Genomic DNA, 14,451 nt, shown 5'->3' on the forward strand with positions numbered 1-14,451 from the left:
CCCCTTTTCCAGGTATTATGAAAGGGGATAAATCCCACAGAGGAAGAGGCTTTGCCTCCTGTATTTAGAACCGTTGGTTGAAACCAACGGCAAAAGAGAGCCTGCGGCACGAGGCGAGCCTCGTTTAAAGACACGTAGATAGTTCAATTATTTCTAAAATCGAAATAACAACAAAAACAAATAACAATATGAATATCGTAATCAGAAATGTATTATTGGGGGGATTACTGTGGTTGGCGGTTCCGCTAGCGGCACAGGTACCGCAGGATTTGATTGACAAGGCGAAAGCCGCGGGTATGACGGATGACCAGATTCGCCAGGAGATAAATAAACGGATGGGACAGTCCGGAGCGGAACAGACTACGCGTACGGCATCGGATGCAGTGGTTACAGATCGTACGGTTGCCATTCCGGATGGAAAGGTGATACCTCCTTTGGATGCCCAGCGGGAAGCTAATCGTCCGGCGGGAGATTTAAGCGGAACCGTGTTCGGTCGCGAAATATTCTCGAACAAGAACCTGTCCTTTGAGCCGGATCTGAATGTACCGACTCCCAAAGGATATGTTTTATCAGCTGGAGACGAATTACTGATCAATGTCTGGGGAGATTCAGAACTGAATCTGAAACTGAAGGTTTCTCCCGAAGGAACAATTCTGATCCCTAACCTGGGACCTGTCTCTGTCAGCGGATTGACAATCGGTGCTGCCGAGAACCGTATCCGACAGGAATTGGGACGGATCATGTCTACCTTATCGGGAGATACGGACGGGGCTAATACGTTTGTTTCCGTTAGCCTGAGTCAGATACGTAGCATTAAGGTGAATATAGTAGGAGAGGTCGTTGCTCCGGGGACCTATACGCTTCCTTCGTTTGCTACTTTGTTTAATGCGTTGTATGCAGCAGGTGGTGTGAATGAGATCGGTTCGCTTCGTGGAATCAAAGTTTACCGGAACAGTAAGGAGGTAGCCAGCCTGGATGTGTACGATTATTTGTTGAACGGCAAATACAATACGAATATCCGTCTGGAAGAGAATGATATGGTGATCGTTTCTCCTTATGACCAGCTGGCTGTAGTACAAGGAAAAGTAAAACGTAATCGTATTTTTGAATTGAAAAAGGGGGAAACGCTTTCACAGTTATTGAATATGGCCGGAGGTTTTACCGGGGATGCTTACAGGAAAGATGTCCGTGTCAAGCGAAAAGCCGGTAGCCGCTACCAGATCGCTACTGTTACGGAAGATAAATATCCGACTTTTGCGATGATGGACGGCGATTCCTTGTTGGTGGATTCAGTGATCCCCTTCTATGAAAACCGTCTGACAGTGACAGGTGCAGTCTGGCGTCCGGGAGAATATGAGTTGAATGGTACGGTTCATACGGTCCGTCAACTGGTTGATCAGGCAGCGGGTTTGAAAGGAGATGAGTTTGCCGGTCGTGCCCAGATCACCCGTTTGAATCCGGACTTTACAACGACTGTCATAGCTGTAGATATCCGTGGTATCCTGAACGGTACTGCTCCCGATATGGAACTAAAGCCGGAAGATCAACTCTATATCCCTTCTTTCTTTGATTTGAGAGAACCTTATACGATTAAAGTAAGTGGGGCGGTAAATTACATTGATACGGTTCTTCCTTACCGGAATAACCTGACAGTGGAAGATGCTATTATGATGGCTGGCGGTTTGAAGGAATCGGCTGCAACGGTGAATGTGGAAGTTGCCCGTCGTATTAAGGATACAAAGACGTATGAAAATACTAACCGTATGGCGGAAGTATTCAATTTTGAATTGAACGATAATTTAGGATTAATCTCTACGGATGGAAAGAAAAGTGATACAGTTTTTACGCTGGAACCGTTTGATGAAGTGTATGTGCGTTTCTCACCGGGTTATCAGGAACAACAGGTGGTAAAGGTAAATGGTGAGATTACCTTTTCCGGCGATTATGTATTGGCCGAAAAGAACTCCCGTCTGAGTGATATTATCGCCAAAGCCGGAGGAATAACTCCCGATGCCTATGTAAAAGGAGCAAGCTTGAAACGCCAGTTGACAGAAGATGAGATGCGCCGCCTGGAAACTCTGTTGCAACTGAGTGCAAATAAGCAAAGCCGTGATTCGGTTGCCTTGTCTTTGGAAAACATCAAAGACTATTCTGTGGGTATTGACCTGGAAAAAGCCTTGGCGAATCCGGGTAGTGCACATGATGTGGTGCTACGTGATGGGGATGAACTTTATATTCCGCAATTCCAGAGCACAGTGAAGATAAATGGAGCCGTAACTTATCCGAACAGTGTGACTTATACCAATGGTATGTCTGTGGGAGATTGCCTGTCGCAAGCTGGCGGCTATAATGATATTGCCCGTAAATATCCGATCGTAATCTATATGAACGGAAAGGTGGCAACGACAAAGAAAAGCTTTATCTTCTTCAAACGTTATCCGAAGGTTGAACCCGGATGTGAAATTGTCGTTCCGACCAAGACACAGCGTGATCGTAAGACCAGTCTGGCAGAAGTTCTGAGCATAGCTAGTTCAACCACTTCGATGGCAGCCATGGTTACCTCTATCATCAATACCCTCAAATAATTATCAATTTTCAATCTTTAATTTACAATTAACAAGGTGGATATGATTCAAATGAACGCTCCTGATATGGATACAAACGAGCAGGAGATAGATTTAATAGAGTTGGCTAAACGGCTATGGGGGGAGCGTAAGTTCTTGTTCAAATGCTGTGGAGTCGCGATAGTTGTAGGATTGGTGGTCGCTTTCAGCATACCGAAAGAATACAGTACGACAGTAAAGCTGGCACCTGAAACGTCTGATCCGTCCAAGAAGATGGGAAACCTGGGTGGTCTGGCTGCTATGGCAGGGATAAACCTGGGTTCTTCGGCTGGTTCGGACGCTATCTCTCCGGATCTTTATCCGGATGTGGTACAAAGTATTCCGTTTCTGCTGGAGTTGTTTCCTGTGCAGGTAGAGAATGAAAAGGGTGATTATTCATCGACATTGTACGAATATATGGATGATCATCAGAAAAGTGCGTGGTGGAGTTATGTGATAAAGGCTCCTTTCAAATTACTTGGTTGGGTGAGAGGATTATTCTCAGAAGAAGAACTTGCTGGTAAGGGAGAATTAACATCTTTCCGGTTAACCAGAGAACAGGATGGCGTAATACAAGGATTGCAGAAACGCATCTCTGCCTCCGTGGATAAAAAGACATTGGTAATAACTGTCTCTGTCCAGATGCAGGACCCTTTGATCTCTGCAAGCCTTACTCAGATAGTCGTGGAAAAGCTTCAGGGATACATCACCAATTACCGTACACAGAAGGCCAAGCAGGATCTTGAGTTTACAGAAAAGGTGTTTGGAGAAGCTCGTGAGTCTTATTACAAGGCCCAACGTGCGTATGCCGCCTTTGAGGATGCGAACAAGAACATCATCTCTGCCAGTTACCGCACCGAGCAAGAGCGTCTGAAAAATGAAATGACACTGACTTTCAATGTTTACAATACGTTGGCCCAGAAACTGGAGCAGGACAAACTCCGTGTCCAGGAACAAACCCCGGTCTATACGGTGATCAGCCCGGCAACGGTGCCATTAAAGCCTGCTTCACCTAAAAAGTCACTGATACTTATCGGCTTTGTTTTTCTAGCTCTGTTCGGTGGTATCGGATATTTGTTTGTGAAGGATATGTTTGCGAAGAACAAACAGGTAGAGGAAGATTGTTTCTCTGTGGAATGAAATAGAATATTTCTTATAATTCAAATTGTATAAAATATAAGCCGGTAAGGGTAATCCTTGCTGGCTTTTTTTGTGTTCATTTTTACGTTCATGCCGTTTATTTTGTAGTTAGCTGTGCAATTTAGGTTGTCTGCGGATAAAATTTGTTGTTTTCTGTTTTTTGGGGTATTTTTCTACTCTGTAATAAAATATTATAATATTTAAAATGTTTGTTCTATGAATGCTGAAAAACAATATAAGAGAGTATTTTCTAATGTGGTTCTCCCTGTTCGAAATGTGGAAAGAGTGAGTTTTGTGGATAACAGATCAGATTCTGTTACTCAGGCAAAGTTGATAACATTTATTCAGAAAAAGGGTAGTAATATAAAGCAAAGAAAAATAGACTATGGCAATGAAGTGAGTAATTTAAATTCAGAAATGAGTATTCCTGGTGGATGTAAATTGTATCATGCAACAAAAGATTCTAATAATGTTTATTCAATTCTAGATAATGGTGTTGATGTTAGACGTTCTCTTTCAACACAACTAGGAAAAGGTTTTTATACAACATGGTTTCAATATGCTGATAATAAATATGGCTCTTTTGTTTTACGGTATACAGTTACGCAAAAAATGAATGGACAACAAGTTTATTCCCATAGTATAAAAGATGCAAATGCGAAAGAAATGAGAGATAATCAAAATTATAAAGAAGTGTGGGATGTTCAGAATGATTTTTTATACACACCAGAACTTGATATTACCATAGATGGACAGGATATTCCACATCAAGTAAAAATAACAGAAAGCGGTGTATCTAAAATACAACTTGAATCAATTCTTGTAGATAAAGATGTTTATACAATAGAACAGTTTCGGGAAAAATATAAACCGAGACCAAAGATCGATTTATCGGCAATAAAAAGACGAAAATAATCATTATATTCTCTTTTTGTGTAGAAAGCATAAATAAAAAAGTGATGCACACTAATGTACGTCACTTTTTTATTAGTTGCGGAGACAGGACTCGAACCTATGACCTTTGGGTTATGAGCCCAACGAGCTACCACTGCTCCACTCCGCGATATAGTTGCTATCATTCCTGATTGCGAGTGCAAAGGTATGAATTATTTCTTACAATCCAAATTATTTTACAAAAAGTTTTTGTCTTTCTGTTGAAAGCCGGGGAGTAAGGCTTCTTTTAGTAACAAAATGACACATCTACCAGGTTGAATGTAAGGTAGATGTGTCATTCGGATTTTATAATTCATTTTCTTCAAAATCTTTTGCTTCATATACCCGCAACATCTTTTTCAGATGTCCGATTTGCTGTTGCATGGATTTGACACGATTCAGCAGATGGTGGATGGCATCGATTCCTTCGAAATTGATTGAGAGGTCGTAATACATACGTGTATATCTTTCGATATCGTGTAATTGCTCCGCCTGTAAATACTTTTCGCCTTCGATGATACGGATTTCAATGAGTCCGCCTTCTTCCAGCCTGAAGATGAAAGAAGGTTCTATATGACATATCCGGCAATATTCGTTGACTATAATTAAATCTGTTTGCATAGTACTCGTGTTTTATTGATTAAGACTCTGTATTTCGCGGAACAACTCTTTTTGTTTATCCGTCAGATTAGTCGGTATCTCGATGGAGTAGGTGACGATCAGGTCACCGAACTGCCCGTCTTTTTTATAGACAGGGAAACCTTTGCCTTTCAGGCGGACTTTGCTGTTGTTCTGCGTTCCGGCAGTCACTTTCAGTTTTACCTTGCCGTCCATTGTTTCTACGATTTGTTCGCCACCCAGTATGGCAGTGTAGAGGTTCAACGGGGCGGTTATATATAAATCGTCGCCAACCCGTTTGAAACGGCTGTCTTCTGCTATGCTGAATGTGATGTACAGATCGCCGGCAGGTCCGCCGTTTACACCCGGACCGCCCTGGCCTTTCAGCTTGATGGTCTGTCCGTCTGCGATACCGGCTGGTACGGTTATGCGCAGATTCTTACCGTTGACGGTAATAACCTGTTTGTGTGTTTGGGCTGCATCTGCCAAAGAGACATGCAGTTCTGCATTATAGTCCTGGCCGCGGAAAGCATGGTTGCCTCTGCCACGACCGCCGCCTCCGAACATGGATTCGAAGAAGTCGGAGAAGCCGCTGCCGTCGTCTGAGGCACTCCATTGGGCGCCCCCGCCGTTGCTGCCTCCAAAGCCGCTAAAACCACCGAAGCCGCCCTGATACTGTCCGTATTGGTTCTGCTGAGCTTCGAACTGGTCGGCATGTTTCCAGTTTTCACCGTATTGGTCGTATTTCTTCCGTTTTTCCGGGTCGCTCAGTACTTCATTGGCTTCGTTGATCTCCTGGAATTTCCGGTGAGCATCCGGGTCGTTCGGATTCAGGTCCGGATGATATTTACGGGCCAGCTTCTTGTACGCTTTTTTGATGTCGTCCTGTGAAGCGCCTTTGTTCACCCCTAGAATGTTGTAATAGTCTATATAAGCCATATTATTATATTGTTAAGTCTTTTTGTCGGTTGATATCCATACATCTACATTACAATAAACATGCCGGGGCGGAAATTGACGGCTTAAATTTGGCTAATAAAGCTTAGGAAAGATAAAAAAGAAAAAGGCCTCCAGTGAATACTGAAAGCCTTTAGATAGTTGCGGAGGCAAGACTCGAACTTACGACCTTTGGGTTATGAGCCCAACGAGCTACCACTGCTCCACTCCGCGATATAGTTTGCAATCATTTCGTGATTGCGAGTGCAAAGGTAGGGATTTTCTCTTATAAAACAAATTTATTGCAAGTTTTTTTTAATATACTTGGTAGAACCAATCTTTTTTAGGTACTTTGCGCACAGTTTTAATCAAAATGTGCAATACAATGCCGATGACAGTTTCTAAAACACGCGAAATGTTGGTGGATGTGGCCAGGCAATTGTTTGCCCGCATGGGGGTTGATAATACGACAATGAACGATATTGCACAGGCTTCCCGGAAAGGCAGACGTACGTTATATACGTATTTCAAGAGCAAAAATGAGATTTATCTGGCTGTGGTGGAATCGGAGCTGGACCAGTTATACAAGATGCTGCTTGATGTTGCCGGAAAGGATTTGCCAGCTGATGAGAAGTTGATGACATTCATCTATGCCAGATTGGATGCTATCAAAGCGCTCGTATTTCGTAATGGTACGCTGAAAGCTAACTTTTTCCGTGATATATGGCGCGTGGAGAAGGTTCGTAAGAACTTTGACATACGTGAGACAGAATTATTGAAGGGAATATTGGATGCCGGAGTGAAGGAAGGAATCTTTGCAATGCCTGATACAGAAATAACAGCAGTGGTGCTACATCATGCCTTAAAGGGATTGGAAGTTCCTTATATAAGGGGTATTATGGGAGATAATATCAGCCAGCGGATTAAGCGGAGAGATAATGTAATGAATTTAATATTCAACGGAATAAAGATAAAGTAAACCAGAGATGTTTATTAATGCAACAGGGTTTTATGTGCCTGAAGAGCGGGTGCACAACCAACATTTTTTGGAATTAAACGGGTTGACAAGTGAATGGATTGAACAGCGTACGGGTATTAAAACCCGGTCCAAAGCCAAACCGGAAGAGACAATTTGTACCATGGGAATGGACGCCGTACGTAACGCACTGCCAAAATTGCCGTATGACATTACGGAAGTTGATTTGATTATCTCAGCATCCTATTCTCCGTACGATACAGTTGCTACCGCAGCCCATTATACGCAGCGTGAGTTTAATATTACAAATGCGAAAGCGTTGTATTTATCATCTGCCTGTTCCTCTTTTTTAAATGCGCTGGAAGTTGTGGAAGGTTATTTTGCCATGGGAAAGGCTACAAAGGCTTTAATCCTTTCAGCAGATAAAAATTCCGCTTATTATAATGAAACAGATCCGAAAGCTGGTCACCTCTGGGGAGATGCCGCTGCGGCGTTCTTTATTTCAAAGGAACGTGTGACAGAGAAAGATCCGCATATCATTGAAGTATTTACACAGGGGTTGGGCCATCTGGGGAAAGGGCCTGAAGGTGTGCAGTTGCGTCCTCGTGACGGTGGTATCCAGATGCCGGAAGGCCGCGACGTGTTTATCCAGGCTTGTACCTACATGCCTAAAAATGCAGTCTATCTGTTGGAGAAGAACGGATTTGCGTTGGATGACCTGACTTATTTTATCGGTCACCAGGCGAATATGCGTATCATGTCGAATATTGCCAAGCAGCTGAATTTGCCGGAAGAAAAGTTCCTGCATAATATCGAAGAACTGGGTAATACCGGTTCGGTTAGTTCGGCTTTGGTGTATGCGCAGAATGACCATACATTCAAGAAAGGCGACCTGGTTTGTCTGACCGTCTTCGGCGGCGGATATTCGGCGGGTGCTTGTCTGATACAGTGTTAATATAAACGTAAATAGAAATATTATGAAATTATTAGAAGGAAAAGTTGCCATTGTAACCGGTGCTGCACGCGGTATCGGTAAGGCTATCGCTTTAAAGTTTGCCGCTGAAGGTGCAAATATCGCATTTACAGACCTGGTTATCGACGAGAACGGTGAAGCTACACAGAAAGAAATCGAAGCTTTAGGTGTTAAGGCAAAAGGGTATGCTTCTAATGCAGCCAACTTTGAAGAGACTCATAATGTAGTGGCGGAAATCGTAAAAGACTTCGGTCGTATCGATATTCTGGTTAACAATGCCGGTATCACGAAAGACGGCCTGATGATGCGTATGAGCGAAGGCCAGTGGGATGCTGTCCTGAATGTGAACCTGAAATCGGCTTTCAACTTCATCCATGCTTGTACTCCGGTCATGATGAAACAGCGTGCAGGTAACATTATCAATATGTCTTCTGTCGTAGGTGTTCACGGGAATGCCGGTCAGAGCAACTATTCGGCTTCAAAAGCCGGTATGATCGGTTTGGCTAAATCGGTGGCTCAGGAACTGGGTTCACGCGGTATCCGTGCCAATGCAATCGCTCCTGGTTTTATCATTACCGATATGACTGCGAAATTGCCGGAAGAAGTAAGAGAAGAATGGAACAAGAAGATTCCTTTGCGCCGCGGCGGTACTACTGAAGATGTGGCAAATGTCGCTACATTCCTGGCATCTGATTTGTCTGCTTATGTATCCGGACAGGTGATTCAGGTAGACGGCGGTATGAATATGTAATATGGAAGTTATCTACGAAGACAATCATATCATCGCGGTAAATAAAACATGCCGTGAGATTGTACAAGGAGATAAAACCGGTGATACTCCTCTTTCGGAAATGCTCAAGGCGTGGCTGAAAGAGAAGTATTGCAAGCCGGGAAATGTGTATGTCGGTGTTACCCACCGGCTGGACCGTCCGGTGAGCGGTGTAGTCCTGTTTGCCAAGACCAGTAAAGCTTTGCCCCGCCTGAACGAGATGTTCCGGGTAGGAGAGGTGAAGAAAACCTATTGGGCCATTGTCAAGAACTGTCCGCCGGCTGAAGAAGGCGAACTGGTGAACTGGCTGGTCCGTAATGAGAAACAAAACAAGAGTTACGCTTACGATACCGAACGTCCGGATTCAAAGAAAGCGATTCTTCATTATAAGGTGGTTGCGCATTCGGATAATTATTTCTTATTGGAAATAGACCTGAAAACCGGTCGGCATCATCAGATACGCTGCCAGTTGGCAAAGATGGGGTGTCCGATTAAAGGAGACTTGAAATATGGTGCCGAGCGTTCGAATAAAGATGGCGGTATCAGTCTCCATTCCCGGAGTGCCGAGTTTATCCATCCGGTATCCAAAGAATTGATAAAGATTGTAGCCCCTGTCCCTGACGATAATTTATGGAAAGGTATTTCAGAGGGCCTCTAACTGGGCCCTCGATTTACTTTGTGTTACGATATAAACGCCGGTAAATACCAATGCTACGGCAATCCCTTTCATTATACCAAAAGTATCCATCCCCCAAAGTACGGCAATCAGTGACGCAACGATTGGTTGTACGTAATTATACATACATGTTTATGCAATCGTGATCTCCGGGTCCAGGTAAACGTCTTGGATGGTGTGAAGCAGTTCGACGCCATCTTTCATGGAACGCTGGAATGCTTTACGTCCGCTAATCAGGCCCATGCCGCCGGCACGTTTGTTGATGACTGCAGTGATGACGGCTTCTTTCAGGTCGGAGGCACCGTGTGATTCTCCTCCGGAATTTATTAGGCCGACACGGCCCATATAACCGTTGGCTACCTGGTAACGACAAAGGTCGATCGGATGTTCGGTCGTCAGTTCGGTGTACATCTTTTTATCTACTTTGCCGAAGTTGATGGCTGTGAAGCCACCGTTGTTGGACGGCAGTTTTTGTTTAACGATATCTGCTTTGATTGTTACACCCAGATGGTTGGCCTGACCGGTCAGGTCGGCTGCTGCATGATAATCTACGCCATCTTTTTTGAAATCATTGTTCCTCAGATAACACCAGAGGACGGTCGCCATACCTAATTCGTGTGCATACTCGAATGCATCCGCAATCTCGACCAGTTGCTCACGGCTTTCCGCAGAACCGAAATAGATGGTGGCACCGACTGCTGCGGCCCCCATGTTCCAGGCTTCCTTGACTGTGCCAAACATCACCTGATTGTAGCTGTTCGGATAAGTAAGCAATTCATTGTGATTGAGTTTTACGAGGAACGGTATTTTATGTGCATATTTACGTGCCACAGCTCCCAGGTTTCCGAATGTGGAAGCGACAGCGTTGCAACCGCCTTCGATTGCCAGCTTCACGATATTTTCCGGATCGAAATAAATGGGATTCGGGGCGAATGATGCTCCGGCCGTATGTTCTATGTCCTGGTCGACCGGGAGGATAGACAGATAACCGGTGTTAGCCAGGCGTCCGCTTCCCAACATCCGTTGTAAATTATTTAATGTCTGAATGTTTCTGTCCGTATTGATCCAGATATCATCGACTGTTGAAGGAGATGGTATGTGAATCAGTGATTTGTCTATCGTTTTACAGGTGTGACCCAGTAAATATTCTGCTTTGTCGCCTAAGAGGCTTGTAATCTTTAATGTATCCATACTATATGTAAGTTTTATAATCTAACATTTGCCGCTTTGAATAAGTTCCATAGTTTTTATCAATTAACAGATAGAATATTTCTATTGGCTTATCTCTTGCTGTTTAGATTTGTTTGGTTAATTTTGTCACAGCGAATAACAAAAGATTATACTAATAGTTATACAACCAATAAAATTTTACGAAGATGAAAAAGAAATGGATCTGCACAGTATGTGGTTATGTTCATGAAGGTGACGAAGCTCCTGAATTCTGTCCGCAATGTAAACAACCGAAAAGCAAGTTCAAAGAACTGGTAGAAACAACAGGCGCTCTGCAGTTTGTAGACGAACACGTATTAGGTGTTGCAAAAGGTGTTGACCCTGTTATTCTTGAGGGGTTGAACGCTCACTTTATGGGTGAATGTACTGAGGTAGGTATGTATCTGGCAATGAGTCGCCAGGCAGACCGCGAAGGTTATCCTGAAGTAGCAGAAGCATTCAAACGTTATGCATGGGAAGAAGCTGAACATGCTGCCAAGTTTGCAGAGCTGTTAGGTGATGTTGTTTGGGATACAAAGACTAACCTGAAAAAACGTATGGAAGCAGAAGCCGGTGCCTGCGAAGATAAAAAACGTATCGCTACATTGGCAAAACAGCAGAATCTGGATGCTATCCACGATACAGTACACGAAATGTGTAAAGACGAAGCCCGCCATGGTAAAGGTTTCGAAGGATTATATAACCGTTATTTCAAATAATAACGTTCAATTCGTTAACACGATAGGATTGGGAGTGCCGAGAGGTTACTCCCTTTTTTTAGCACTATAGTGCTGTGTGCAGAAAAAAAGGACCTTCGGAGGATAACGGTATCAAATTTTTTATACATTTGTCGCGTCAACGACCAGGAAAGCTGCCAGAGTGGTCGAATGGGCCGCACTCGAAATGCGGTGAACGGGTAACTGTTCCGGGGGTTCGAATCCCTCGCTTTCCGCTGAAAAGAGAAACAGTTGTCGGTTATAAACTGGTAACTGTTTTTTTTTCAGATGTATAAAGATTATCGGATCGATATTAGTTTCATGATATCCATGTTTTTCCAGTTTGTCTGGCCCCCTTTAAAATTAGAGGCTTTCTATCCGGTCTGCTTTTCCAATCTTTTAAATCTTCAATGATGCTACGATATAATTCCATGATAAAATCAATTTTATGTTCCTGAAAATGGCAAAAACGCACAAAAGACGTTCCTGTTTTTGGCAAATGTACTAGATAGTAGGGAATAACATTGTTGTAAGTTGCTGTTTTTTCGAGTATATTTTGTTAATCTAAAAACGGACAGGCATCCATAGATAAAGCGATGCCTGTCCGTTGTTGTTTCGATGCCTACCCATTTCAGGCAGGTTGCCGTCCTATTTTTTCAAACCTTCCAGTAATGCATCTACAGCTCCGGGGATTGTAGTTTCGCTTTTCAGCAATTGGATAAATTTGCTGCCGATGATGGCGCCTGAGGAATTAGAGGAGGCGGCATCGAAGGTGGCTTTATTGGAGATTCCGAAACCTACCAGGCGGGGATTTTGCAGGTTCATTCCGTTGATACGGCGGAAATAGGCCTGTTTCTGGTCGTCGAAACTCTGCTGTGCACCTGTTATTGCTGCACTCGATACCATATAGATGAAGCCGGAAGTGTGTTCGTCAATCAGGCGGATACGGTCTTCGGAGGTTTCAGGGGTGATAAGCATAATCATTTTCAGGTCGTAGCGGTCGGCTATCTCTTTGTAGTCGGACATGTAGTCGGCGAAAGGGAGGTCGGGGATAATCATGCCATCGATACCTACTTCCACACATTTTTTACAGAAGTCTTCGAAGCCGAATTGCATAATCGGATTGAGGTAGCCCATCAGAACTAAAGGCATTTGTACCTCTTTCCGTATGTCTTTCAACTGTTCGAACAGGAGGTGGAGCGACATGCCGTTTCGCAATGCCTGTGTAGCGGCTTCCTGGATGACGGGACCGTCTGCCATCGGGTCGGAGAAAGGGATGCCTACTTCGACCATGTGAATACCTTTTGCTTCCAGTTCTTTCAGAACGGTTACCGTATCATTTAGCTGTGGATAACCTGCTGTAAAGTAAACGGATAGGATGCCGTTCTTTTTTGTTTCGAATAAGTTTGTAATACGATTCATATGTCAGTCTTTTTATTTTTAATCTTGTCAATAAATGTTTTCAGTTTCTCTACGTCTTTCATGCCCGGACTGGTTTCGAAACCACTATTGAGGTCGATACCGGCCAGTTTCGGGTGGCTGAAGTTCCGGAGGGCTTCTACGCTGTCGGGGTTGATACCGCCGCTGAGCAGGAAAGGCGTTTGCCCTTTGTAGGCGGAGAGTACCGACCAGTCGAACTGTTTGCCTGAACCGCCATAGCTGCTGCATTTGGTGTCGAAAAGAAAATAGTCGGCACGGTCTTCGTAATCGGCGACCGGTTTTAAATCTTCTTCGGTGGCGATAGAGAATGCCTTGATGATTGCATATCCCCGTTTATGGAGGGTATAGCAGATGTCCGGCGATTCGTTTCCATGTAATTGCAGGTAATCGAGCTGGTAACGGGCGGCTGTTTCCATCATTTCATCCGGCGTGGCGTTGACGAAGACGCCGACCCTCTTCAATTGAAAATTGAGAATTGAGAATTGAGAATTATTAAGAGAGGAACTCTTTCTTTCATTTTCAATTGTCCATTTTCCATTGTCAATTGAGCGAGCGGAGCGAGTGTAAAAGATGAATCCCATCCAGTCGATTCCCGTCTCTGCTACCTGCCGGATATTTTCCGGTTCCCGCATGCCGCAAACCTTGATTAGCATGGCAAACCTCCTATGAAAGCGGACAAAGTATCGCCCGGTTCTTCTGTTTTCATAAATGTCTCACCAATCAGGAAACCGCGGAAGCCAGCCTCACGAAGGCGGCTTACTGTGGCTGTGTCTGATATTCCGCTTTCCGAAACCAGGAGGGGAGCGAGGTCCTTTTCTTTGCTGACTTCCTGCATGATTTCTGCCAGACGGAACGAATTTTCCACATCGGTATGGAATGTCCCGAGGTTGCGGTTGTTAACACCGAGCATGTCGATATGCGGGTTGAGATGCCCCAATTCCGATTCGCTGTGGATTTCCAGCAATGTTTCCAGTTGGAGGGTATGCGCCAACTCTGCCAGTGACAGGCATTGGTCGGGGGTGAGGCAGGCGGCGATTAGCAGAATTGCGTCGGCTCCCATGACCCGGGCTTGGTACACCTGGTATTCGTCGATGATAAAATCTTTCCGCAACAGAGGAATCTCAGCCAGCTTGCGTGCCTGGCAGAGGTCACCCAACGAACCACCGAAAAACTGCGGGTCGGTCAGGACCGAGCAAGCGGAAGCTCCGGCTTGCTGATAGGCCGGGATGATGTCCGGGATGGCGGCATCCGGATGCAACCAGCCTTTCGAAGGACTTTTGCGTTTAAACTCGGCGATGATACCCGAAGAAGATGCAGCCAGCGAGGCACGCATCGAATAGGTGGTACGTTCCAGCCGTTCACCACCCAATGCCAGTAGCGTACGGAGCTGTACGGCTTGTTTCTGCCGGTCTACTTCGATGCGTTTGTTGGCTATAATGTCTTGCAATATATCTTTCATAAA

General features: G+C 44.4%; 14 protein-coding genes, 3 tRNA genes and 1 pseudogene. 9 read left to right on the forward strand and 9 right to left on the reverse strand.

Annotation, left to right across the window (positions count from 1 at the left end; genetic code table 11):
• Positions 1–188: 188 nt before the first annotated feature.
• From K6V26_RS04245 to K6V26_RS04255, 3 genes are all read left to right on the forward strand, one after another.
• Positions 189–2,585 (forward strand): SLBB domain-containing protein, encoded by a 2,397-nt coding sequence (locus K6V26_RS04245; RefSeq protein WP_224264671.1) that lies wholly within the window; start codon positions 189–191, stop codon positions 2,583–2,585.
• A 42-nt stretch (positions 2,586–2,627) separates the two neighbouring features.
• Positions 2,628–3,743: a GNVR domain-containing protein gene (locus K6V26_RS04250; RefSeq protein ID WP_224264672.1), complete on the forward strand. Its 1,116-nt coding sequence runs from the start codon at positions 2,628–2,630 to the stop codon at positions 3,741–3,743.
• A 216-nt stretch (positions 3,744–3,959) separates the two neighbouring features.
• Positions 3,960–4,658, forward strand: coding sequence for a hypothetical protein (locus K6V26_RS04255; RefSeq protein WP_046146623.1), 699 nt, complete (start codon positions 3,960–3,962; stop codon positions 4,656–4,658).
• Between the two features lie 76 nt (positions 4,659–4,734).
• On the opposite strand, the gene K6V26_RS04260 is transcribed toward K6V26_RS04255, so the two are convergent.
• From K6V26_RS04260 to K6V26_RS04275, 4 genes are all read right to left on the reverse strand, one after another.
• A tRNA-Met gene (locus tag K6V26_RS04260) sits at positions 4,735–4,806 on the reverse strand.
• A gap of 176 nt (positions 4,807–4,982) precedes the next feature.
• On the reverse strand, positions 4,983–5,297 hold the full coding sequence (locus K6V26_RS04265) for a chaperone modulator CbpM (protein ID WP_122328629.1): 315 nt from the start codon (positions 5,295–5,297) through the stop codon (positions 4,983–4,985).
• A 12-nt stretch (positions 5,298–5,309) separates the two neighbouring features.
• Positions 5,310–6,233, reverse strand: coding sequence for a DnaJ C-terminal domain-containing protein (locus tag K6V26_RS04270; protein WP_224264673.1), 924 nt, complete (start codon positions 6,231–6,233; stop codon positions 5,310–5,312).
• A gap of 159 nt (positions 6,234–6,392) precedes the next feature.
• A tRNA-Met gene (locus K6V26_RS04275) sits at positions 6,393–6,464 on the reverse strand.
• A gap of 151 nt (positions 6,465–6,615) precedes the next feature.
• On the opposite strand from K6V26_RS04275, the gene K6V26_RS04280 reads away from it, so the two are divergent.
• The 4 genes from K6V26_RS04280 to K6V26_RS04295 are packed head-to-tail and all read left to right on the forward strand — an operon-like array spanning position 6,616 to position 9,606.
• Complete coding sequence (locus tag K6V26_RS04280) at positions 6,616–7,209, forward strand: TetR/AcrR family transcriptional regulator (RefSeq protein ID WP_007652508.1); 594 nt, start codon at positions 6,616–6,618, stop codon at positions 7,207–7,209.
• 7 nt (positions 7,210–7,216) lie between these two features.
• The gene (locus tag K6V26_RS04285) at positions 7,217–8,161 is read left to right on the forward strand and encodes a 3-oxoacyl-ACP synthase III family protein (protein ID WP_007652511.1); all 945 of its coding nucleotides are present in this window, start codon (positions 7,217–7,219) and stop codon (positions 8,159–8,161) included.
• A 22-nt stretch (positions 8,162–8,183) separates the two neighbouring features.
• Positions 8,184–8,930 (forward strand): 3-oxoacyl-[acyl-carrier-protein] reductase, encoded by a 747-nt coding sequence (fabG, locus tag K6V26_RS04290; RefSeq protein WP_007652512.1) that lies wholly within the window; start codon positions 8,184–8,186, stop codon positions 8,928–8,930.
• 1 nt (position 8,931) lies between these two features.
• Positions 8,932–9,606 carry an RluA family pseudouridine synthase gene (locus tag K6V26_RS04295; RefSeq protein ID WP_128133673.1) on the forward strand — a complete coding sequence of 225 codons (675 nt, stop codon included), beginning with the start codon at positions 8,932–8,934 and terminating at the stop codon, positions 9,604–9,606.
• On the opposite strand, the pseudogene K6V26_RS04300 reads toward K6V26_RS04295, so the two are convergent.
• A pseudogene (locus K6V26_RS04300) lies at positions 9,592–9,750 on the reverse strand (DMT family transporter); the annotation flags it as partial. The gene K6V26_RS04295 and the pseudogene K6V26_RS04300 sit on opposite strands and share 15 nt — an antisense overlap.
• A 6-nt stretch (positions 9,751–9,756) precedes the next feature.
• Positions 9,757–10,815, reverse strand: coding sequence for a class I fructose-bisphosphate aldolase (locus K6V26_RS04305; protein WP_010800045.1), 1,059 nt, complete (start codon positions 10,813–10,815; stop codon positions 9,757–9,759).
• A 185-nt stretch (positions 10,816–11,000) separates the two neighbouring features.
• On the opposite strand from K6V26_RS04305, the gene K6V26_RS04310 reads away from it, so the two are divergent.
• Positions 11,001–11,552, forward strand: coding sequence for an NADH peroxidase (locus tag K6V26_RS04310; protein ID WP_007652517.1), 552 nt, complete (start codon positions 11,001–11,003; stop codon positions 11,550–11,552).
• 146 nt (positions 11,553–11,698) lie between these two features.
• Positions 11,699–11,785: transfer RNA gene (locus K6V26_RS04315), tRNA-Ser, on the forward strand.
• 412 nt (positions 11,786–12,197) lie between these two features.
• Here the strand turns inward: K6V26_RS04315 and trpA are convergent.
• Genes trpA through trpC form a run of 3 tightly spaced genes read right to left on the reverse strand, consistent with a single transcriptional unit; the run spans position 12,198 to position 14,448 of the window.
• Complete coding sequence (gene trpA, locus K6V26_RS04325; protein ID WP_046146627.1) at positions 12,198–12,971, reverse strand: tryptophan synthase subunit alpha; 774 nt, start codon at positions 12,969–12,971, stop codon at positions 12,198–12,200.
• Positions 12,968–13,642 carry a phosphoribosylanthranilate isomerase gene (locus tag K6V26_RS04330; protein WP_048315595.1) on the reverse strand — a complete coding sequence of 225 codons (675 nt, stop codon included), beginning with the start codon at positions 13,640–13,642 and terminating at the stop codon, positions 12,968–12,970. Before K6V26_RS04330 ends, trpA begins: the two co-directional genes overlap by 4 nt.
• On the reverse strand, positions 13,636–14,448 hold the full coding sequence (gene trpC / locus K6V26_RS04335; RefSeq protein WP_007652531.1) for an indole-3-glycerol phosphate synthase TrpC: 813 nt from the start codon (positions 14,446–14,448) through the stop codon (positions 13,636–13,638). The genes K6V26_RS04330 and trpC overlap by 7 nt, the downstream gene beginning before the upstream one ends.
• Positions 14,449–14,451 lie beyond the last annotated feature (3 nt).

The organism is Parabacteroides goldsteinii (assembly GCF_020091425.1).
GTDB lineage: Bacteria > Bacteroidota > Bacteroidia > Bacteroidales > Tannerellaceae > Parabacteroides > Parabacteroides goldsteinii.

Coding starts and splice junctions, on each gene's coding strand:
- K6V26_RS04245 (WP_224264671.1), top strand. CDS start 189: ATGAATATCGTAATCAGAAATGTATTATTGGGGGGATTACTGTGGTTG.
- K6V26_RS04250 (WP_224264672.1), top strand. CDS start 2,628: ATGATTCAAATGAACGCTCCTGATATGGATACAAACGAGCAGGAGATA.
- K6V26_RS04255 (WP_046146623.1), top strand. CDS start 3,960: ATGAATGCTGAAAAACAATATAAGAGAGTATTTTCTAATGTGGTTCTC.
- K6V26_RS04265 (WP_122328629.1), bottom strand. CDS start 5,297: ATGCAAACAGATTTAATTATAGTCAACGAATATTGCCGGATATGTCAT.
- K6V26_RS04270 (WP_224264673.1), bottom strand. CDS start 6,233: ATGGCTTATATAGACTATTACAACATTCTAGGGGTGAACAAAGGCGCT.
- K6V26_RS04280 (WP_007652508.1), top strand. CDS start 6,616: ATGCCGATGACAGTTTCTAAAACACGCGAAATGTTGGTGGATGTGGCC.
- K6V26_RS04285 (WP_007652511.1), top strand. CDS start 7,217: ATGTTTATTAATGCAACAGGGTTTTATGTGCCTGAAGAGCGGGTGCAC.
- fabG (WP_007652512.1), top strand. CDS start 8,184: ATGAAATTATTAGAAGGAAAAGTTGCCATTGTAACCGGTGCTGCACGC.
- K6V26_RS04295 (WP_128133673.1), top strand. CDS start 8,932: ATGGAAGTTATCTACGAAGACAATCATATCATCGCGGTAAATAAAACA.
- K6V26_RS04305 (WP_010800045.1), bottom strand. CDS start 10,815: ATGGATACATTAAAGATTACAAGCCTCTTAGGCGACAAAGCAGAATAT.
- K6V26_RS04310 (WP_007652517.1), top strand. CDS start 11,001: ATGAAAAAGAAATGGATCTGCACAGTATGTGGTTATGTTCATGAAGGT.
- trpA (WP_046146627.1), bottom strand. CDS start 12,971: ATGAATCGTATTACAAACTTATTCGAAACAAAAAAGAACGGCATCCTA.
- K6V26_RS04330 (WP_048315595.1), bottom strand. CDS start 13,642: ATGCTAATCAAGGTTTGCGGCATGCGGGAACCGGAAAATATCCGGCAG.
- trpC (WP_007652531.1), bottom strand. CDS start 14,448: ATGAAAGATATATTGCAAGACATTATAGCCAACAAACGCATCGAAGTA.